Source organism: Staphylococcus sp. AtHG25, assembly GCF_003217445.1.
In the GTDB taxonomy this organism is placed as follows: domain Bacteria; phylum Bacillota; class Bacilli; order Staphylococcales; family Staphylococcaceae; genus Staphylococcus; species Staphylococcus haemolyticus.
This window is the reverse complement of the sequence record NZ_QJSN01000008.1, coordinates 55,623-76,688: the sequence shown is the minus strand read 5'-3', so window position 1 is coordinate 76,688 and position 21,066 is coordinate 55,623. Positions and strand designations below refer to the sequence as shown.

Genomic DNA, 21,066 nt, shown 5'->3' with positions numbered 1-21,066 from the left:
GGATGGAAGATGAATATCCACGAGTATCAAGGTAAAGAAATATTTCGTTCTATGGGCGTAGCCGTTCCAGAAGGACGAGTTGCATTTAATGCTGAAGAAGCAGTGGAAAAGGCTAAAGAATTAGACACAGAGGTTTATGTGGTTAAAGCACAAATCCACGCTGGGGGTAGAGGTAAAGCAGGTGGAGTTAAGATTGCTAAATCATTATCTGAGGTTGAAACTTATGCCAATGAATTATTAGGTAAACAATTAGTTACACATCAAACTGGACCTGAAGGTAAAGAAGTTAAACGTTTGTATATTGAACAAGGTTGCGATATTCAAAAAGAATATTATGTAGGTTTTGTAATTGACCGTGCAACTGATCGTATTACTTTAATGGCTTCAGAAGAAGGCGGTACTGAAATTGAAGAAGTAGCTGCTAAAACACCAGAAAAAATCTTTAAAGAAACAATCGATCCAGTTGTAGGTTTATCACCTTATCAAGCGCGTCGTATTGCTTTCAATATTAATATTCCAAAAGAATCTGTAAATAAAGCAGCAAAATTCTTAATTTCTTTATACAATGTATTTATCGAAAAAGATTGTTCTATCGTTGAAATTAACCCATTAGTTACTACTGGTGAAGGTGAAGTTTTAGCTTTAGATGCTAAAATCAATTTCGATGACAATGCATTATTCAGACATAAAGATATCCAAGAATTACGTGATTTAGAAGAAGAAGATCCTAAAGAGATTGAAGCATCTAAATATGACTTATCTTACATTGCATTAGATGGAGATATTGGTTGTATGGTTAATGGTGCTGGTTTAGCGATGGCTACAATGGATACTATTAATCATTTTGGTGGAAATCCAGCTAACTTCCTAGACGTAGGGGGCGGCGCTACAAAAGAAAAAGTTACTGAAGCATTCAAAATCATTTTAGGTGATGACAATGTTAAAGGTATCTTTGTAAACATCTTCGGTGGAATCATGAAATGTGATGTTATTGCTGAAGGTATCGTAGCAGCAGTTAAAGAAGTTGAATTAACTTTACCATTAGTAGTTCGTTTAGAAGGTACAAATGTAGAACGCGGTAAAGAAATCTTAAACGAATCAGGTTTAGCAATTGAACCAGCAGCTACAATGGCTGAAGGCGCTCAAAAAATTGTTAAGCTTGTTAAAGAAGCGTAAGGAAAGGATGGGAACACTAAGATGAGTGTATTTATAGATAAAAATACTAAAGTGATGGTACAAGGTATTACAGGGTCTACTGCCCTTTTCCATACAAAACAAATGCTTGATTATGGTACACAAATTGTTGCAGGGGTAACACCAGGTAAAGGTGGACAAGTTGTTGAAGGCGTACCTGTATATAATACTGTTGCAGAAGCTAAAGAAGAAACAGGTGCTAACGTATCTGTAGTTTATGTTCCAGCGCCATTTGCAGCAGATTCTATTTTGGAAGCAGCAGATGCAGATTTAGATATGGTTATTTGTATTACTGAACATATTCCTGTTGTTGACATGGTTAAAGTTAAGCGTTACTTAGAAGGAAGAAAAACACGTTTAGTTGGACCAAACTGCCCAGGTGTTATTACTGCTGATGAATGTAAAATTGGTATCATGCCAGGATATATTCATAAAAAAGGTCATGTAGGTGTTGTATCACGTTCTGGTACGTTAACTTACGAAGCGGTTCATCAATTAACTGAAGAAGGCATTGGTCAAACTACAGCTGTAGGTATTGGAGGCGACCCTGTCAACGGTACTAACTTTATCGATGTACTTAAAGCGTTTAATGAAGATGAAGATACTAAAGCTGTTGTAATGATTGGTGAAATTGGTGGTACTGCTGAAGAAGAAGCAGCTGAATGGATTAAAGCGAATATGAACAAACCAGTTATTGGTTTCATTGGTGGTCAAACAGCACCTCCAGGTAAACGTATGGGTCACGCTGGTGCGATTATTTCTGGTGGTAAAGGTACTGCAGATGAAAAAATTAAGACATTAAATGAATGTGGTGTTAAAACTGCGGATACACCTTCAGAAATCGGTACTACATTAATCGAAGCAGCTAAAGAAGCTGGTATTTATGAAGAATTATTAACAATTAAATAATCATCATTAAAATTTGAATTGATTTTATTGTCTAAGACCTGATTTCTAATATTGGAAATCAGGTCTTTTGTTTAATTTATTATAAGTAATTAATAATTATTAAAGTCAAAGTCGAAGTTAATATTTGTATAAGGTTAATTAAATTAATTATTTATAAAAATATTTAATTTATTATAAATAATATATAATAGCGGTGTATTGATAAAAGGAGTGAGCATCATGAATAAAATATCATATCATCAAATTTTTCTATTCGGAAAATAACTATCGGTGTAGTGTCTTTTTAGTAGGTTCTTTATTTTTTATTAATCACAATTATAGTGCATATGCAAGTGAGATAAAATCTAACGATAAAGTAGTAATAACTTCACAGGATGATTTTAATAAAAATATAGTTGTGACAAATGAAACAAGTTCTAAAAAACAATATGGAAATGTGAAAATTGAATATAAAAACACTTTTACTTTAGAAGCTAAACCTGGAGATGTTGTAGTTTTTAGTGGAAGGTATGATGGTGGATTTGGACATACAGAAATAGTGTTGGATGGTAATTATGATGGTAAACTCATGTAGTTTCAAAGTTTAGATCAAAATTGGAATTTAGGTGGTTATAGAAAAAGTAGTAGCGCATCGAGTGATACATAATTATAACTACGATATGATTTTTATAAGATCTAATAAAGAGGCATAAATGAATTTGAGGAAAGAGAGTATTAATGATTTGAATTTTACAACTTTAGAATTAAATGAATTTGAAATTTTTATGAGAAAATAATTTTTCGCATTTTACTCAGATTGTAGAGTTATATAAATATAGGAAAGCTCGAAATTTAGGGGTTCATATTGTCGGTGTCAAAGAAAACGGTAACGTAGTTGCTGCCTGTATATTAACTGATGCTCGTATATTTAAGGTGTTTAAATACTTATATACCCATCGAAGACCGGTGATGGATTTTACTAATTTAGAGTTAGTTGAATTTTTCTTTAAAAAATTAACGTATTATGTACGTATGCGAAGAGGTGTTTTTATACTAGTTGACCCTTATGTCTTGGAGAATATAAGAAGTGCTGACGGTGAGATTATAGAACACTTTAACAATAAAAAGTGGTTCAAGGTGATGAATAAATTAGGATACCAACATCAAGGTTTTACAACTGGCTATTCAGCTATGAGTCAAATAAGATAGCATTCTATACTAGATTTAAAAGATAAAGGTGAACAACAATTATTAAAAGATATGTCATATCAAACTAGACGTAACATTATGAAGACAATTGAAATGGGTGTGCAAATAAAAACTTTTAGAGAGCCTTTAAATAAAATAGCAAAAACTGAACAAGTAATCATTACGGATGGTACATTATTTGATTTAGTTGCTGCATTGTTTATTTATAACAATCACGAAATGTACTATTTATCAAGTGGTTCTAATCCTAAATACAATGAATTTATGGGTGCCTATTGTCTGCAATGTGATATGATACGCTACGCAAAAGAGAAAGGCATAGAGCGTTATAATTTCTACGGCATAACTGGCGACTTTGGTGAGGATGCAGAAGATTATGGTGTCCAACAATTTAAAAAAGGATTCAATGCATTTATAGAAGAATATGTTGGTAATTTTATTAAGCCAGTAAATAAATTACTCTATAAATTATATCAAAAGTAAGTGAATCAATTTATTTAGTGCTAAGGTAACAAAATTTAAAGTAATCTTGGGCTTTTAGGTTTCAGATTTTTGTATAAAATGAGCATGAAGACAGTTTACATAATTCAATATTAAAATTACTCATTAAAAGTTATTAAATTTTATCCATCAAATGTCTTTTAATTGAAATGTGATATACGACATAGTTGTCTTATAATGTTTTTAAAGGAGACGACTTCATGACTAACAACAACATATTACTTTTGAAATTAATTTGGCTAGGTTATACGACCCAACATATTCATCATTTATTAAAATTAAATCCTGATTTTTTTAAATTCTCTTATACTGATCAAATAGATACAATAAGAAATTGGGACAGAATGTTTCATAATGATGATTTTATTGATAAATTTAATAATTTAAATGAAAAAGATATTTTGTCACTTTTGCAGAATCACAAAGTAAGTTTTACAACACCGTTTAACACTAATTATCCTCGACTGTTAAAAGAAATTTATGATTATCCGTTTGTCCTATTTTACCAAGGTGACCCCCGTTTATTAACATCCTCCAATACATTAGGTGTGGTGGGCTCAAGAAATGCAACAGAATACTCAGCTAAAGCCATGCAATACTTATTTCCTAAATTTAAACAAATTCCACTAACTATTATTTCCGGTTTGGCAAAAGGTGCTGATAGCATAGCACATCATTTTGCTATAGAGTATCAATTACCTACAATAGCTGTTTTAGGTTTTGGTCATATGATGCATTACCCTAGAGAAACGCAAAAATTACGCAACATAATTGAAGAAAAAGGTTTAGTTATTAGTGAATATCCGCCACTCACTAGTGTTAGGCGATATCACTTTCCACAGCGCAATCGTTTGATAAGCGGTCTTTCAAAAGGGGTTTTAATAACTGAAGCAAGTGTTAGAAGCGGTAGTCAAATTACAATTGATTGCGCATTAGACCAAAATAGAAATATATATGTATTACCAGGTTCAATATTTAATCCACTAACAAAAGGTAATTTGAAACGAGCTCAAGAAGGTGCGATGATTGTAACCTCAGCTGATGATATCCTATGTGATTATAAATAGATATCATTAATGATTCATTCTAGAGTATTAAAAATCTATATTTAATTCTAATTGATCGCTAAAAATAATATTAAAAAGCGTTTAAAATGCACGTTAATAGAATTTAAACATTGACAAAAACAAAATTGACCGTTTATCATTTATCTTTAGTAATTGAAATAGCAAGGGGGAATTCACTTTGGCAGATAATTTAGTCATAGTTGAGTCGCCTGCAAAAGCGAAAACCATTGAAAAATATTTAGGTAAAAAATATAAAGTTATAGCTTCTATGGGACATGTTAGAGATTTACCAAGAAGTCAAATGGGTGTCGATGTAGAAGATAATTATGAACCGAAATATATTACGATACGCGGTAAAGGTCCAGTTGTTAAAGACTTAAAGAAATATGCTAAGAAAGCAAAAAATGTCTTTCTTGCGAGTGACCCTGACCGTGAAGGTGAAGCGATTGCTTGGCATTTATCAAAAATTTTAGAACTTGATGATTCAAAAGAAAACAGAGTAGTATTTAATGAAATTACAAAAGATGCGGTAAAAGAAAGTTTTAAACACCCACGTGGCATTGAAATGGATTTAGTCGATGCACAACAAGCACGCCGTATATTAGATAGATTAGTTGGATATAATATTTCACCAGTATTATGGAAGAAAGTGAAAAAGGGGCTGTCTGCAGGGCGAGTTCAATCTGTAGCTTTAAGATTAGTAATAGATAGAGAGAATGAGATTCGTAACTTTAAGCCTGAAGAGTATTGGTCTATAGAAGGTGAGTTTAGATATAAGAAATCTAAATTTACTGCTAAGTTTCTTCATTATAAAAATAAACCATTTAAATTAAAAACAAAAAAAGATGTTGAAAAAGTTACAGCTGAATTAGATGGAGACAAATTTGAAATTACAAATGTTAATAAAAAAGAAAAAACTAGAAATCCTGCTAATCCATTTACCACTTCAACATTACAACAAGAGGCAGCTCGTAAATTAAATTTCAAAGCGCGTAAAACTATGATGCTCGCGCAACAATTATATGAAGGTATTGATCTAAAACGACAAGGTACAGTTGGATTAATCACATACATGAGAACTGACTCTACACGTATATCACAAACCGCTAAAGACGAAGCGAAACAATATATTGAAGATAAGTATGGTAAAGATTATCTTTCTAATAGAACTGCTAAGGGTAAACAGGGTGACCAAGATGCCCATGAAGCAATTCGACCAACAAGTACTTTACGTACACCTGATGAAATGAAAGCATACTTAACTAGAGATCAGCATCGTTTGTATAAATTAATATGGGAAAGATTTGTAGCAAGTCAAATGGCACCAGCAATTTTAGACACTGTTGCTTTAGATGTTACCCAAAACAACATTAAATTCCGAGCTAATGGTCAAACAATCAAATTCAAAGGTTTCATGACGCTTTATGTAGAAGCCAAAGATGATAAAGATAATGAAAAAGAAAATAAATTACCTAACTTGAGTAAAGGTGATGAAGTGACTGCAACTCAAATTGAACCAGCGCAACACTTCACTCAGCCACCTCCACGTTATACAGAAGCACGTTTGGTTAAAACGTTAGAGGAATTAAAAATTGGTAGACCTTCTACCTATGCACCTACGATTGACACAATACAAAAACGTAATTATGTAAAACTTGAAAGTAAACGATTTGTACCTACTGAATTAGGTGAAATTGTATATGAACAAGTAAAAGACTATTTCCCTGAAATAATTGATGTAGAGTTTACTGTTAATATGGAAACGCTATTGGATAAAATTGCTGAAGGAGATATCGGCTGGAGAAAAGTAATTGATAACTTTTACGGAAGTTTCAAATTAGACGTTGAACGTGCTGAGGAAGAAATGGAAAAAGTTGAAATTAAAGATGAACCTGCTGGCGAAGATTGTGAAGTTTGTGGCTCTCCTATGGTTATTAAAATGGGACGATATGGTAAGTTTATGGCGTGCTCAAATTTCCCAGACTGTAGAAATACGAAAGCAATCGTGAAAACTATTGGCGTAACTTGCCCTAAATGCAAAGATGGAGATGTCGTTGAAAGAAAATCTAAGAAAAATAGACTTTTCTATGGTTGTTCAAACTATCCTGAATGTGACTTTATTTCTTGGGACAAACCTGTTGGTCGTGATTGTCCTAAATGTAATCATTATTTAATGGAACATAAGAAAGGACGCAGTTCACAAGTTATTTGCTCAAACTGTGACTATAAAGAAGAAGTTCAAAAATAGATAATAAATTAAGGAGGAAAACCATGAGTCAAACTGTAAATATAGTTGGCGCTGGACTAGCTGGTTCAGAAGCCGCTTATCAATTAGCTCAACGAGGTATCAAAGTGAATTTGATTGAAATGCGCCCAGTTAAGCAAACGCCAGCACACCATACTGATAAATTTGCAGAATTAGTATGTTCTAACTCACTACGAGGCAATGCATTAACGAATGGTGTGGGTGTATTAAAAGAAGAAATGAGAAGATTAGACTCATTAATTATCTCTGCTGCTGACAAAGCAAGAGTTCCTGCTGGTGGTGCATTAGCAGTTGATCGACATGATTTTTCTGGTTATATTACTGAAACTTTAAGAAATCATCCTAATGTTACTGTTATTAATGAAGAAATTAATAGTATCCCTGAAGGATATACAATTATTGCTACTGGTCCATTAACTACAGAAAATTTAGCTAAAGAAATCGTAGATATTACAGGTAAGGATCAACTTTATTTTTATGATGCAGCTGCTCCAATTATTGAAAAAGAATCGATTGATATGGATAAAGTGTATCTAAAATCACGTTATGATAAAGGTGAAGCAGCCTATCTTAATTGTCCTATGACAGAAGAAGAATTTAATCGCTTTTATGATGCAGTACTTGAAGCAGAAGTTGCACCAACAAATGAATTTGAAAAAGAAAAATATTTCGAAGGATGCATGCCTTTTGAAGTAATGGCTGAACGTGGACGCAAAACACTTTTATTTGGTCCTATGAAACCTGTTGGTCTTGAAGATCCAAAAACAGGTAAACGTCCATTCGCTGTCGTTCAATTACGACAAGATGATGCAGCTGGAACGCTATATAATATTGTTGGTTTCCAGACTCATTTAAAATGGGGCGCACAAAAAGAAGTAATTCAACTTATCCCTGGTTTAGAAAATGTTGATATCGTACGGTATGGTGTGATGCATAGAAATACATTTATAAATTCTCCAGATGTATTAAATGAGAAATATGAGTTGATTAAAGAAGATAGAATTCAATTCGCAGGTCAAATGACTGGTGTTGAAGGATATGTTGAAAGCGCAGCAAGTGGACTTGTTGCTGGGATTAACCTAGCTCATAAATTACTTGATAAAGGTGAAGTTATTTTCCCTAGAGAGACAATGATAGGAAGTATGGCTTATTACATATCCCATGCTAAAAATGAAAAGAACTTCCAACCTATGAATGCTAACTTTGGTTTATTACCTTCACTTGAAAAACGGATTAAAGATAAAAAAGAGCGTTACGAAGCACAAGCTAACAGAGCGCTCGAATATTTAGAGAATTATAAGAAAACACTATAATTATAGTGATTGAACTAGAATAGAATTTATTTCGAATTCATTGTTTTAGTTGCACGTTCAAGTTATTTCAATCTTTTAAGTAATTCTCAAAAGATTTTGAATTCTATAGCTAATTATTTTAGTCCCCTTCATGTTATATGCTACAATGCATATGATGGAGGGGATTTTTAAGTGGAAGAAATCCAAGTTACATTCTTAAATATGCTCAAAGTTGAGAGAAATTTCTCCGCCCATACATTAAAATCATATCATGATGATTTAGTACAATTTAATCATTTTTTAGAACAAGAATTACTAAATCTAAGAACATTTGAATATAAAGATGCTAGAAATTATTTAAGCTATTTATATTCACAGAATTTGAAACGTACTACTGTATCAAGGAAGATTTCAACTTTAAGAACTTTCTATGAGTTTTGGATGACACAAGACGAGACAATCATAAATCCTTTTGTACAACTCGTCCATCCTAAGAAGGAGAACTACTTGCCACAGTTTTTTTATGAAGAAGAGATGGAAGCATTATTCGAAACTGTAGCAAAAGATACAAAAAAAGGATTACGGGATCGCGTTATTCTAGAATTATTATATGCAACGGGTATACGTGTTTCTGAGTTAGTAAATATCCAACTTAAAGATATTGATATGTCTTTACTTGGTGTGAAAGTACTAGGAAAGGGAAATAAGGAACGGTTTGTTCCGTTTGGAGAATTTTGTCGTCAAAGCATTGAACAATACTTAAGCGAATTTAAGCCTATACAACATACCAAACATTCATTTTTATTAGTTAACATGAATGGCGCCCCTATAACAGAGAGAGGCGTTAGGTATGTTTTAAATGATGTTGTTAAACGTACAGCAGGGGTTACGGAAATTCACCCCCACAAATTAAGACATACGTTTGCAACACATTTACTTAATCAAGGTGCGGATTTAAGAACGGTACAATCTTTGTTAGGACATGTTAATCTTTCGACAACTGGAAGATATACACATGTTTCTAACCAACAATTACGTAAAGTGTATTTAAATGCACATCCTCGAGCGAAAAAGGAGAGTAAATAAATGAGTAAAACATCATTACATGCAACAACTATTTATGCCGTTAGACACAACGGTGAAGCAGCGATGGCTGGTGATGGACAAGTTACACTAGGTGAGCAAGTTATTATGAAGCAAACAGCGCGCAAGGTCCGCAGATTATATGAAGGAAAAGTATTAGCTGGATTTGCTGGTAGTGTAGCTGATGCTTTCACTTTGTTTGAGAAGTTTGAAACAAAATTACAACAATTTAGTGGTAATTTAGAACGTGCAGCTGTTGAACTAGCTCAAGAGTGGCGTGGTGATAAACAATTACGTCAATTGGAAGCTATGTTAATTGTAATGGATAAAGATGCAATATTAGTGGTTAGCGGAACTGGAGAAGTCATTGCACCTGATGATGATTTAATTGCGATTGGCTCAGGAGGCAACTATGCTTTAAGTGCTGGAAGAGCATTGAAACGTCATGCAAGCCAATTATCTGCTAAAGAAATGGCTTACGAAAGTTTAAAGGTTGCATCTGACATTTGTGTGTTCACAAATGATAATATTATAGTGGAAACACTTTAACTTTTAAAAATATGGAAATGAATATAAATGGATGTAAATTAGGTTGGAGGTAAAATATATGGATGCAAACGGTATAAAATTAACACCTAAAGATATCGTATCTAAATTAGATGAATATATAGTTGGGCAAGATGATGCTAAACGAAAAGTTGCCATTGCTCTAAGAAATCGCTATAGAAGAAGTTTGCTTGATGAAGAAACCAAACAAGAAATCGCACCTAAGAATATTTTGATGATCGGTCCAACTGGTGTTGGTAAAACTGAAATAGCAAGACGTATGGCTAAAGTTGTAGGAGCGCCATTTATTAAGGTGGAAGCTACTAAGTTTACTGAAGTAGGATACGTTGGACGCGATGTTGAGAGTATGGTTCGTGATTTAGTCGATGTAGCTGTAAGACTTGTTAAAGATCAAAAGAAAGATTTGGTTAAAGACGAAGCAGTTAATAAAGCTAATGAAAAGTTAGTTAAATTACTAGTACCTAGTATGAAGAAAAAAGCGTCAAATAATAGTAATCCTTTAGAGTCATTACTTGGTGGTGCAATTCCAAACTTTGGTAACAATGATGATGAAGAAGAGGAAACACCTACGGAAGAGATTAAAACTAAGCGTTCAGAAATCAAAAAACAATTATTAGATGGTAAACTTGAAGAAGAGAAAGTTAGAATTAAGGTAGAACAAGATCCAGGTGCGCTAGGCATGCTCGGTACAAATCAAAACCAACAAATGCAAGACATGATGAATCAACTCATGCCTAAACGTAAGGTTGAGCGTGAGGTGCCAGTTAAAACAGCTCGTAAGATTTTGGCTGATGATTTTGCCGATGAATTAATTGATCAAGAAACTGCAAATCAAGAAGCGCTTGAGTTAGCAGAACAAATGGGTATTATCTTCATCGATGAGATCGATAAAGTAGCAACGAATAACGCTAATAGTGGTCAAGATGTTTCAAGACAAGGTGTACAACGAGATATCTTACCAATTTTAGAAGGTAGCATGATTCAAACTAAGTATGGTACTGTAAATACTGAACATATGCTGTTTATCGGTGCAGGCGCGTTTCACGTATCGAAACCAAGTGATTTAATACCTGAATTACAAGGACGCTTCCCAATTAGAGTAGAATTAGAAAGTTTAACTGTTGACGATTTTTACAGAATATTGACTGAACCTAAGCTATCACTCATCAAACAATATGAGGCATTGCTTCAAACAGAAGAGGTCACTGTGAACTTTACTAAGGAAGCGATTACAAGATTAGCTGAAATGGCATATCAAGTTAACCAAGACACTGATAATATTGGTGCACGTCGTTTACACACAATCTTAGAGAAAATGCTTGAGGATTTATCTTTCGAAGCCCCTAGCATGCCAAATGCTGTAGTAGATATAACACCACAATATGTTGATGATAAGTTGAAATCTATTTCAACAAATAAAGATTTAAGTGCATTTATTTTATAATATAAATAAAGGAGAAATTTTATGAGCTTATTATCTAAAACTAGAGAATTAAATACACTATTACAAAAACATAAAGGTATTGCGGTCGACTTTAAAGACGTTGCTCAAACAATTAGTAGCGTTACAGTAACGAACGTATTTATTGTTTCACGTAGAGGTAAGATTCTAGGTTCAAGTTTAAATGAACTTTTAAAAAGTCAAAGAATTAACGAAATGTTAGAAAGTAAACACATTCCTAGTGAATATACAAAACTATTAATGGATGTTAAACAAACTGAATCTAATATTGATATTGATAATGAATTAACTGTATTCCCACCTGAAGATAAAGAAGTATTTAGTAGCAGTCGTACAACTGTATTTCCAATACTTGGTGGTGGCGAAAGATTAGGAACATTAGTACTTGGTCGTGTTAAAGATGACTTTAACGAAAATGATTTAGTATTAGGCGAATATGCTGCAACTGTTATTGGAATGGAAATACTTCGTGAGAAACATAATGAAGTAGAGAAAGAGGCACGTGATAAAGCGGCAATCACTATGGCAATTAATTCATTATCTTATTCTGAAAAAGAAGCAATTGAGCATATTTTTGAAGAATTAGGTGGTAATGAAGGCCTATTGATAGCTTCAAAAGTAGCAGATAGAGTAGGTATCACTCGCTCAGTAATCGTGAACGCGTTACGTAAACTTGAAAGTGCTGGTGTAATCGAATCACGATCCTTAGGGATGAAGGGTACCTTTATAAAAGTTAAAAAAGAAAAATTCCTTGATGAATTAGAACGAAATAAATAATTATGATTTAAATCGATAATGCAATAACCAACATTCAACTGTTGCAAGTATGTAATATTATTTGTAACAGTTTTTATTATGAAAAATGTGTATTGCATTATTTCTTTAATGAAATTAACATTGCGTATTATATAGAAATATGATATTATTGTTTTCAGCTATAAAAGCCAATACACACATGATAAACGTACATTTAAAGGGTGCAATTAAATTAATTGTCTTTATATGAGTTTATTATGGAGGTAAATAACCACTAGGAGGAATTTAAAATGGCAGTAATTTCAATGAAACAATTACTAGAAGCCGGTGTTCACTTCGGTCACCAAACACGCCGTTGGAACCCAAAAATGAAAAAATATATCTTCACTGAGAGAAATGGTATCTATATCATTGACCTACAAAAAACAGTGAAAAAAGTTGAAGAAGCTTATAACTTCATCAAACAAGTATCTGAAGATGGCGGTAGAGTCTTATTCGTAGGTACAAAAAAACAAGCACAAGAGTCAGTTAAAGCTGAAGCAGAACGTGCTGGACAATTCTACGTTAACCAAAGATGGTTAGGCGGAATTTTAACTAACTACAAAACAATTTCTAAACGTATCAAACGTATTTCTGAAATCGAAAAAATGGAAGAAGACGGTTTATTTGACGTTTTACCTAAAAAAGAAGTTGTTGAACTTAAAAAAGAATACGACCGTTTAATCAAATTCTTAGGCGGTATTCGTGATATGAAATCTATGCCTCAAGCATTATTCGTAGTTGACCCTCGTAAAGAGCGTAACGCGATTGCTGAAGCACGTAAATTAAATATTCCAATCGTTGGTATTGTTGACACTAACTGTGATCCAGATGAAATTGATTACGTTATCCCAGCGAACGACGATGCTATTCGTGCCGTTAAATTATTAACTGGTAAAATGGCTGACGCTGTCTTAGAAGGTCAACAAGGTGTTTCTAACGATGAAGTAGCTGCAGAGCAAAACATCAATTTAGATGAAAAAGAAGAATCTCAAGAAGCAGAATCAACTGAAGAAAATACTACTGTTGAATCAAACTAAGATATAGTTTAAATGGGTGATAAGATGTAATGCTTATCGCCCTTTTTTCAAATAATAAAAAATAATAATTAAAGTTTACTAGAGTATTGGAAATTATAGTGACTTTAATGGTAATATTTAGGTATCATCTATTATTACAATTAGAAATATTGGAGGAATAATTAATGGCAATTTCAGCAAAACTTGTTAAAGAATTACGTGAAAGAACTGGCGCTGGTATGATGGATTGTAAAAAAGCGCTAACAGAAACTGATGGTGACATCGATAAAGCGATTGATTACTTACGTGAAAAAGGTATCGCTAAAGCAGCTAAAAAAGCAGACCGTATCGCAGCTGAAGGTTTAGTACATGTTGAAGTTAAAGGAAATGAAGCTGCTATCGTTGAAATCAACTCTGAAACTGACTTCGTAGCTCGTAATGAAGGCTTCCAAGAATTAGTTAAAGAAATTGCTAATCAAGTTCTTGATAGCAAAGCTGAAACAGTAGATGCTTTATTAGAAACTAAATTATCAAGTGGTAAAACAGTTGATGAAAGAATGAAAGAAGCAATCTCAACAATCGGTGAAAAATTAAGTATCCGTCGTTTCGAAATCAGAACAAAATCTGATAACGATGCATTTGGTGCATACTTACACATGGGTGGACGTATCGGTGTGTTAACTGTAGTTGAAGGTTCTACTGATGAAGAAGCTGCTAAAGATGTTGCTATGCACATCGCAGCTATCAATCCAAAATATGTTTCTTCAGAACAAGTTAAAGAAGAAGAAATCAATCACGAAAGAGAAGTATTAAAACAACAAGCATTAAATGAAGGTAAACCTGAAAACATCGTTGAAAAAATGGTTGAAGGTCGTTTACGTAAATATCTTCAAGAAATTTGTGCAGTTGATCAAAACTTCGTTAAAGATCCAGATCAAACAGTTGAAACTTTCTTAAAATCTAAAGGTGGTAAACTTGTTGACTTCGTTCGCTATGAAGTAGGCGAAGGTATGGAAAAACGTGAAGAAAACTTCGCAGACGAAGTTAAAGGTCAAATGAAATAATCTGTCGACAAGATTTACAAGAAAGAAGACACCTTTGAGGTTTTCTATTATAAAGTGATACTTTATGTTAGAAGGCGCGTCAGTGTCTTCTTTACTTGTATATATTACATATTTTTACAATAGAGAGGAAAAAACAATGGCGCAAACTTCTAAATATAAACGTGTAGTATTAAAACTTAGTGGTGAAGCACTCGCAGGAGACAAAGGTTTTGGTATTAATCCAATTATTATTAAAAGCGTGGCACAGCAAGTAGCTGAAGTTGCTAAGATGGATTGCGAAATCGCAGTTATCGTTGGTGGTGGCAATATTTGGAGAGGTAAAACAGGTAGTGATTTAGGTATGGACCGTGGTACAGCGGACTACATGGGTATGCTTGCTACAGTTATGAATGCTCTTGCACTCCAAGATAGCTTAGAACAATTAGAATGTGACACACGTGTGTTGACATCAATTGAAATGAAACAAGTTGCTGAACCATATATCCGTCGAAGAGCTATTAGACATTTAGAGAAGAAACGTGTTGTTATTTTTGCAGCAGGAATCGGTAATCCATACTTCTCTACAGATACAACTGCAGCGTTACGTGCAGCAGAAGTCGAAGCCGATGTTATTTTAATGGGTAAAAATAATGTTGATGGAGTATATTCAGCAGACCCTAAAGTAGATAAGAATGCAGTTAAATATGAACACTTGACGCACATTCAAATGTTACAAGAAGGGTTACAAGTAATGGACTCAACTGCATCATCATTCTGTATGGATAATAATATTCCTTTAAATGTATTTTCAATCATGGAAGAAGGCAATATTAAACGTGCAGTTATGGGTGAAAAAATAGGTACGTTAATAACAAAATAATTAGAGGTGTAAACAATATGAGTGACATAATTCAAGACACTAAAGCTAGAATGAGCAAATCTATCGATAATTTATCAAGAGAATTAGCAAATATCAGTGCTGGAAGAGCAAATTCAAATTTATTAAGTGGCGTAACTGTTGACTATTATGGTGCGCCAACACCAGTTCAACAATTAGCGAGCATCAATGTGCCTGAAGCACGTTTATTAGTTATTTCTCCTTATGATAAATCTTCAGTAGCCGATATTGAAAAAGCAATTTATGCAGCAAATTTAGGTGTAAATCCTACAAGTGATGGTGAAGTTATTCGTATCACTGTCCCAGCTTTAACAGAAGAACGTCGTAAAGAATTAGTGAAAAACGTTAAGAAAATTGGTGAAGATGCGAAAGTATCTATCCGTAACATCCGTCGTGATATTAATGATCAATTGAAAAAAGATGAAAAAAATGGGGACATTACTGAAGATGATTTAAGAAGTCAAACAGAAGATGTTCAAAAAGCTACAGATAATTCTATTAAAGAAATTGATCAATTAGTAGAGGACAAAGAAAAAGACATTATGTCTGTTTAATTAGTTCGACAATAAATTAATTCATTTAATAATGTGTAAGTATTATTATAAATATACTTTCTACATTACTATAAATTATTTTAGTCTAAACTGTGCCAATTCAGACTTTGGTACAGTTTTTTCATTTGCTTATTCAATGCCATTATCGAGTATGATAAAATGATAGATGATTTCTTAAATAACTAATATAATATAATAGAGATGATCAGGCTCGGAGGAAAGACCATGTTTAAAAAGCTAATAAAAAGAAATAAGACTAAAATCAGTCATAACGATGATTTAGATTTACATAATTTACCTGAACATGTAGCGATTATCATGGACGGAAATGGACGTTGGGCCAAAAAGCGTAAAATGCCTAGAATTAAAGGACATTACGAAGGTATGCAAACCATCAAAACTGTAACGCGAGAAGCAAGTGATTTGGGCATTAAATACTTAACACTATACGCTTTTTCAACTGAAAATTGGTCTAGACCTGAAAATGAAGTTAATTATATCATGAATTTGCCTGTTAATTTTTTAAAAACATTTTTACCCGAACTCATTGAAAAAAATGTTCAAATAGAAACGATTGGATTTTTAGATGCAGTTCCTAAATCGACGATTGAAGCAATACAACATGCAAAAGAAAAAACAAAAAATAATACAGGTCTGAAATTAATATTTGCCATCAATTATGGTGGACGAGCTGAAATTGTTCAAAGTATGAAATCAATTTATGATGAACTTCAACGCAATGGTCAAGACAGTAAAGATATTGATGAATCAATGATTAACAACCATTTAATGACGCATTCATACCCAGATCCTGAGTTATTAATTCGCACTTCTGGTGAACAACGTATTAGTAATTTCCTTATTTGGCAGTCTTCTTATAGTGAATTTATATTTAATGAGAAATTATGGCCAGACTTTGACGGTGAAGAATTTAAAAATTGCTTAAAAATATATCAATCTCGCCAAAGACGCTTTGGAGGGTTAAGTAAGGAGTAGTGTATGAAAGTTAGAACTTTAACCGCAATTATAGCATTGTTAATTTTTCTACCCATTCTATTGATGGGTGGTACAACGTTAATGTTGTTTGCGTACTTACTAGCTTTAATTGCATTAAAAGAACTTTTAAATATGAATATGATTAAATTAATTTCAGTCCCTGGTATTTTTAGTGCTTTAGCATTAATTATTATTATGTTACCTCAATCAGCAGGTGACTGGGTTAGTGACATTCAGTTAAAAAGTTTAATCGCAATGAGTTTTATTTTACTAAGTTACACTGTACTGTCAAAAAACAGATTTAGTTTTATGGATGCTGCTTTCTGTCTTATGTCAGTTGCATATGTCGGTATTGGATTTATGTATTTCTATGCAACACGTTCAGATGGCTTACATTACATACTTTATGCATTCTTAGTGGTGTGGTTAACAGATACAGGTGCTTATATTTTCGGTCGACTAATGGGTAAACATAAATTATGGCCAGTAATTAGTCCTAACAAAACTATTGAAGGTTTTATTGGCGGATTAATTTGTAGTTTAATTGTGCCAATTGTTATGTTGTTCTTTGTTGATTTCAACTTAAATATTTGGTTACTATTATTAGTAACTATCATCTTGAGTATCTTTGGTCAACTTGGTGATTTAGTTGAATCAGGATTTAAACGTCATTTTGGTGTTAAAGATTCTGGTAGAATTTTACCGGGTCACGGTGGTATATTAGACAGATTTGATAGTTTCATGTTTGTTTTACCATTACTCAACATTTTATTAATACAAATGTAGTGCGATTTTAATGTTTTATTTATATATGAAAAATGTATAGTGCTATAATTGAGGAGTTATTGAGTGCACATTTGACTAGACATAGTAGATGATGTAATTCTTAACTCCTTTTATTAAAAGTAAAATTCTTGAATAATTTAACCAAATCATAGATAATCTACATCGTTCTAATGAAAAAAGTAGAAATTTAATTTAATTGAGGTGTATCATGTGAGCTATTTAATCACTATTGTCTCATTTATGATCGTGTTTGGTGTACTTGTTACGGTACATGAATATGGTCACATGTTCTTTGCTAAGCGTGCTGGAATAATGTGTCCTGAATTCGCGATAGGTATGGGACCAAAAATATTTAGTTTCCGTAAGAACGAAACTTTGTATACCATCCGTTTATTACCTGTAGGTGGTTATGTAAGAATGGCTGGAGACGGTTTAGAAGAACCACCAGTTGAACCAGGTATGAATGTTAAAGTAAAACTTAATGATAAAGAAGAGATTACGCATATAATTTTAGATGATCAGCATAAATTTCAAAAGATAGAAGCAATTGAAGTTAAACAATGTGACTTCAAGGATGATTTATACATTGAAGGTATTACTTCATATGATAATGAGCGACATCATTTTAATATTGCTGAAAAAGCATATTTTGTTGAGAATGGTAGTTTAATTCAAATTGCTCCACGACATCGACAATTTGCACATAAGAAACCTTTACCCAAATTTTTAACGTTATTTGCAGGACCATTATTTAACTTTATATTAGCCTTAATATTATTTATCACATTAGCTTATTTCCAAGGAACACCTACTACCTCAGTGGGGCAATTAGCTGATAACTATCCAGCGCAACAAGCAGGATTAAAATCTGGAGATAAAATCGTTCAAGTAGGTCAATATAAAACTAAGAGTTTTGATGACATTCAGTCTGCAGCAAATAAAATTAAAGATAATAAAACAACGATAAAATTCGAAAGAGATAATCAAACAAAGACAGTGGATATAACTCCTAAAAAGCAAGTTATTAAGCAAACTAAATTAAATTCTGAGACGACGTACATTTTAGGTTTCCAACCTCAGAAAGAACATACTTTAATAAAACCAATTGCGCTAGGATTTGATCAGTTTGTTAGTGCCAGTACATTAATCTTTAAAGCTGTAGGAACAATGATTGCAAGTATATTCACAGGTCAATTCTCATTTGATATGTTAAATGGTCCAGTGGGTATTTATCATAATGTTGACTCTGTAGTTAAACAAGGTATCATTGCATTAACATACTACACTGCACTATTAAGTGTTAACTTAGGTATAATGAACTTATTACCAATTCCAGCACTTGATGGTGGTCGAATTTTATTTGTTATCTATGAAGCAATTTTCAGAAGACCAGTTAATAAAAAAGCAGAAACAATTATAATAGCTGCTGGTGCTATTTTTGTCTTAATTATAATGGTTCTAGTAACTTGGAACGATATACAACGTTATTTCTTGTAGAATAAGGAGGATTAAGTGATGAAACAATCGAAAGTTTTCATACCAACTAGGAGAGATGTCCCTGCTGAAGCAGAAGCATTGAGTCACCAATTATTATTAAAAGCAGGATTAATCAAACAAAGTACAAGTGGTATTTATAGCTATTTACCATTAGCCTCTCGTGTGTTAAATAATATTTCTAAAATCATCCGTGAAGAAATGGAAAGCATTGATGCCGTTGAAATTTTAATGCCTGCACTTCAACAAGCAGAACTTTGGGAAGAATCAGGTCGTTGGGGTGCATACGGTCCAGAGTTAATGCGCTTAAAAGATCGTAATGGACGTGAATTTGCTTTAGGTCCTACACATGAGGAAGTAGTGACTTCTATCGTTAGAGATGAACTTAAATCATATAAACAATTGCCTTTAACGTTATTCCAAATACAATCTAAATTTCGAGATGAGAAACGTCCACGCTTTGGTTTGTTAAGAGGTAGAGAATTTATTATGAAAGATGCGTATTCATTCCATGCTGATGAAGCATCGTTAGATGAAACATATCAAGATATGTACAATGCTTACGATCGTATATTCAAACGTGTTGGCATCAATGCTCGACCAGTGGTTGCAGACTCAGGCGCAATTGGAGGTAACCACACACACGAATTCATGGCCTTAAGTGAAATTGGTGAAGATACTATCGTTTATAGTAAGCAAAGTGATTATGCAGCTAATATTGAAAAAGCGGAAGTCGTTTATCATCCAAATGAAAAGCATTCAGAAGAAGCAGAACTAGAAAAGATTGAAACACCTAATGTTAAAACTGCTCAAGAATTAGCTGATTTTTTAAACCGTCCGGTTGATGAAATTGTTAAATCAATGATTTTTAAAATTGATGGAGAATTCATTATGTTCTTAATACGTGGTCATCATGAATTAAATGATATCAAAGTAAAAGCATTCTTTGAAACAGATAACGTTGAAATGGCCACTCAAGATGAGATTGTTAATTTATTAGGTGCTAATCCTGGGTCACTGGGACCAGTTCATGATAAAGATATTAGAATTTTTGCAGATAATTATGTCAAAGATTTAAATAATTTAGTCGTTGGTGCTAATGAGAATGGATTCCACTATATTAACGCTAATTTAGACCGAGATTTCAAGGTTGATGAGTTTGGAGATTTCCGTTTTATCTTAGAAGGAGAACCATTAAGCGATGGCTCTGGCGAAGCGAAATTTGCTGAAGGTATTGAAGTAGGTCAAGTATTTAAGTTAGGAACTAAATACTCAGAAGCAATGAACGCAACATTCTTAGATAACCAAGGTAAAGCTAAGCCATTAATCATGGGGTGCTATGGAATAGGCGTTTCAAGAACGCTAAGTGCCATTGTTGAACAAAATAATGATGAAAATGGTATTATTTGGCCTAAATCAGTTACACCATTTGATTTACATCTAATTACTATTAATCCTAAAAAGGATGAACAACTAGAATTAGGTGATCAATTGTATAAAGAATTACAACAACAATATGATGTACTTTATGATGATCGTAAAGATCGAGCTGGCGTTAAATTTAATGATGCAGATTTAATCGGTCTTCCAATAAGAATTGTAGTTGGTAAAAATGCTAGTGAGGGTATCGTTGAAGTTAAAGTACGTCAAACTGGTGAAAGCGAAGATATTCATATTAACGATTTAAACACTCATATCGCTACACTTTATAGTAATTTATAATTTGCTAAGACTAAGTTGAATTTGATGAATGTACTTGATTTCACTTGTTCAACATGGATATTCAATGCATAATGCTAAATGAGGTTAAGACAATTTCATATTTGTCTAAACCTCTTTTTTTACTAAAAATTTTAAAACGAAACATATGAAAAGCACATGGCAAAGTAGTATAATGGATATCAAGTTTGCAGTTAGATCATAACACGTTGCGTATACATATAATTGAGAAA

The 21,066-nt window shown here is 32.9% G+C and carries 17 protein-coding genes and 2 pseudogenes; all 19 read left to right on the top strand.

What is annotated here, in order from left to right:
- Positions 1-9: 9 nt before the first annotated feature.
- Positions 10-1,176, top strand: a complete 1,167-nt coding sequence (sucC, locus tag BDW31_RS07595) for an ADP-forming succinate--CoA ligase subunit beta (RefSeq protein ID WP_053024898.1) — start codon at positions 10-12, stop codon at positions 1,174-1,176.
- Positions 1,177-1,197: 21 nt separating this feature from the next.
- Positions 1,198-2,103 (top strand): succinate--CoA ligase subunit alpha, encoded by a 906-nt coding sequence (sucD, locus tag BDW31_RS07590; RefSeq protein ID WP_037551652.1) that lies wholly within the window; start codon positions 1,198-1,200, stop codon positions 2,101-2,103.
- 448 nt (positions 2,104-2,551) lie between these two features.
- Positions 2,552-2,795 (top strand): annotated as a pseudogene (locus BDW31_RS12735) (cell wall hydrolase); the annotation flags it as partial.
- A gap of 30 nt (positions 2,796-2,825) precedes the next feature.
- Positions 2,826-3,774, top strand: a pseudogene (locus BDW31_RS07575) (peptidoglycan bridge formation glycyltransferase FemA/FemB family protein).
- A gap of 218 nt (positions 3,775-3,992) precedes the next feature.
- Positions 3,993-4,859, top strand: coding sequence for a DNA-processing protein DprA (gene dprA, locus BDW31_RS07570; RefSeq protein WP_037551650.1), 867 nt, complete (start codon positions 3,993-3,995; stop codon positions 4,857-4,859).
- A 178-nt stretch (positions 4,860-5,037) separates the two neighbouring features.
- Positions 5,038-7,107, top strand: coding sequence for a type I DNA topoisomerase (topA, locus tag BDW31_RS07565; protein ID WP_037537327.1), 2,070 nt, complete (start codon positions 5,038-5,040; stop codon positions 7,105-7,107).
- Between the two features lie 23 nt (positions 7,108-7,130).
- Positions 7,131-8,438, top strand: coding sequence for an FADH(2)-oxidizing methylenetetrahydrofolate--tRNA-(uracil(54)-C(5))-methyltransferase TrmFO (trmFO, locus tag BDW31_RS07560; protein ID WP_037537326.1), 1,308 nt, complete (start codon positions 7,131-7,133; stop codon positions 8,436-8,438).
- Between the two features lie 201 nt (positions 8,439-8,639).
- Positions 8,640-9,503, top strand: a complete 864-nt coding sequence (xerC, locus tag BDW31_RS07555; RefSeq protein ID WP_276312366.1) for a tyrosine recombinase XerC — start codon at positions 8,640-8,642, stop codon at positions 9,501-9,503.
- Positions 9,504-10,049 (top strand): ATP-dependent protease subunit HslV, encoded by a 546-nt coding sequence (gene hslV / locus BDW31_RS07550; RefSeq protein WP_011275947.1) that lies wholly within the window; start codon positions 9,504-9,506, stop codon positions 10,047-10,049. It abuts the gene before it with no gap.
- 58 nt (positions 10,050-10,107) lie between these two features.
- Positions 10,108-11,511 carry an ATP-dependent protease ATPase subunit HslU gene (gene hslU / locus BDW31_RS07545; RefSeq protein ID WP_037537323.1) on the top strand — a complete coding sequence of 468 codons (1,404 nt, stop codon included), beginning with the start codon at positions 10,108-10,110 and terminating at the stop codon, positions 11,509-11,511.
- A gap of 21 nt (positions 11,512-11,532) precedes the next feature.
- Positions 11,533-12,306, top strand: coding sequence for a GTP-sensing pleiotropic transcriptional regulator CodY (gene codY / locus BDW31_RS07540; protein ID WP_037551646.1), 774 nt, complete (start codon positions 11,533-11,535; stop codon positions 12,304-12,306).
- A 269-nt stretch (positions 12,307-12,575) separates the two neighbouring features.
- Positions 12,576-13,364 (top strand): 30S ribosomal protein S2, encoded by a 789-nt coding sequence (gene rpsB, locus BDW31_RS07535; RefSeq protein WP_011275944.1) that lies wholly within the window; start codon positions 12,576-12,578, stop codon positions 13,362-13,364.
- Positions 13,365-13,528: 164 nt separating this feature from the next.
- Positions 13,529-14,407: a translation elongation factor Ts gene (gene tsf, locus BDW31_RS07530; RefSeq protein WP_110709467.1), complete on the top strand. Its 879-nt coding sequence runs from the start codon at positions 13,529-13,531 to the stop codon at positions 14,405-14,407.
- 136 nt (positions 14,408-14,543) lie between these two features.
- Positions 14,544-15,266 (top strand): UMP kinase, encoded by a 723-nt coding sequence (gene pyrH, locus BDW31_RS07525; protein WP_011275942.1) that lies wholly within the window; start codon positions 14,544-14,546, stop codon positions 15,264-15,266.
- A 17-nt stretch (positions 15,267-15,283) separates the two neighbouring features.
- Positions 15,284-15,838 (top strand): ribosome recycling factor, encoded by a 555-nt coding sequence (gene frr / locus BDW31_RS07520; protein ID WP_011275941.1) that lies wholly within the window; start codon positions 15,284-15,286, stop codon positions 15,836-15,838.
- A gap of 225 nt (positions 15,839-16,063) precedes the next feature.
- A complete protein-coding gene (locus BDW31_RS07515) occupies positions 16,064-16,834 on the top strand; it encodes an undecaprenyl pyrophosphate synthase (protein WP_037551640.1) in 771 nt (256 codons plus the stop codon).
- Between the two features lie 3 nt (positions 16,835-16,837).
- Positions 16,838-17,620, top strand: coding sequence for a phosphatidate cytidylyltransferase (locus BDW31_RS07510; RefSeq protein WP_037537321.1), 783 nt, complete (start codon positions 16,838-16,840; stop codon positions 17,618-17,620).
- Positions 17,621-17,830: 210 nt separating this feature from the next.
- A complete protein-coding gene (gene rseP, locus BDW31_RS07505) occupies positions 17,831-19,117 on the top strand; it encodes an RIP metalloprotease RseP (protein ID WP_037551637.1) in 1,287 nt (428 codons plus the stop codon).
- An 18-nt stretch (positions 19,118-19,135) separates the two neighbouring features.
- Positions 19,136-20,836, top strand: a complete 1,701-nt coding sequence (locus BDW31_RS07500; RefSeq protein WP_053024900.1) for a proline--tRNA ligase — start codon at positions 19,136-19,138, stop codon at positions 20,834-20,836.
- Positions 20,837-21,066 lie beyond the last annotated feature (230 nt).

Coding starts and splice junctions, on each gene's coding strand:
- sucC (WP_053024898.1), top strand. CDS start 10: ATGAATATCCACGAGTATCAAGGTAAAGAAATATTTCGTTCTATGGGC.
- sucD (WP_037551652.1), top strand. CDS start 1,198: ATGAGTGTATTTATAGATAAAAATACTAAAGTGATGGTACAAGGTATT.
- dprA (WP_037551650.1), top strand. CDS start 3,993: ATGACTAACAACAACATATTACTTTTGAAATTAATTTGGCTAGGTTAT.
- trmFO (WP_037537326.1), top strand. CDS start 7,131: ATGAGTCAAACTGTAAATATAGTTGGCGCTGGACTAGCTGGTTCAGAA.
- xerC (WP_276312366.1), top strand. CDS start 8,640: ATGCTCAAAGTTGAGAGAAATTTCTCCGCCCATACATTAAAATCATAT.
- hslV (WP_011275947.1), top strand. CDS start 9,504: ATGAGTAAAACATCATTACATGCAACAACTATTTATGCCGTTAGACAC.
- hslU (WP_037537323.1), top strand. CDS start 10,108: ATGGATGCAAACGGTATAAAATTAACACCTAAAGATATCGTATCTAAA.
- codY (WP_037551646.1), top strand. CDS start 11,533: ATGAGCTTATTATCTAAAACTAGAGAATTAAATACACTATTACAAAAA.
- rpsB (WP_011275944.1), top strand. CDS start 12,576: ATGGCAGTAATTTCAATGAAACAATTACTAGAAGCCGGTGTTCACTTC.
- tsf (WP_110709467.1), top strand. CDS start 13,529: ATGGCAATTTCAGCAAAACTTGTTAAAGAATTACGTGAAAGAACTGGC.
- pyrH (WP_011275942.1), top strand. CDS start 14,544: ATGGCGCAAACTTCTAAATATAAACGTGTAGTATTAAAACTTAGTGGT.
- frr (WP_011275941.1), top strand. CDS start 15,284: ATGAGTGACATAATTCAAGACACTAAAGCTAGAATGAGCAAATCTATC.
- BDW31_RS07515 (WP_037551640.1), top strand. CDS start 16,064: ATGTTTAAAAAGCTAATAAAAAGAAATAAGACTAAAATCAGTCATAAC.
- BDW31_RS07510 (WP_037537321.1), top strand. CDS start 16,838: ATGAAAGTTAGAACTTTAACCGCAATTATAGCATTGTTAATTTTTCTA.
- BDW31_RS07500 (WP_053024900.1), top strand. CDS start 19,136: ATGAAACAATCGAAAGTTTTCATACCAACTAGGAGAGATGTCCCTGCT.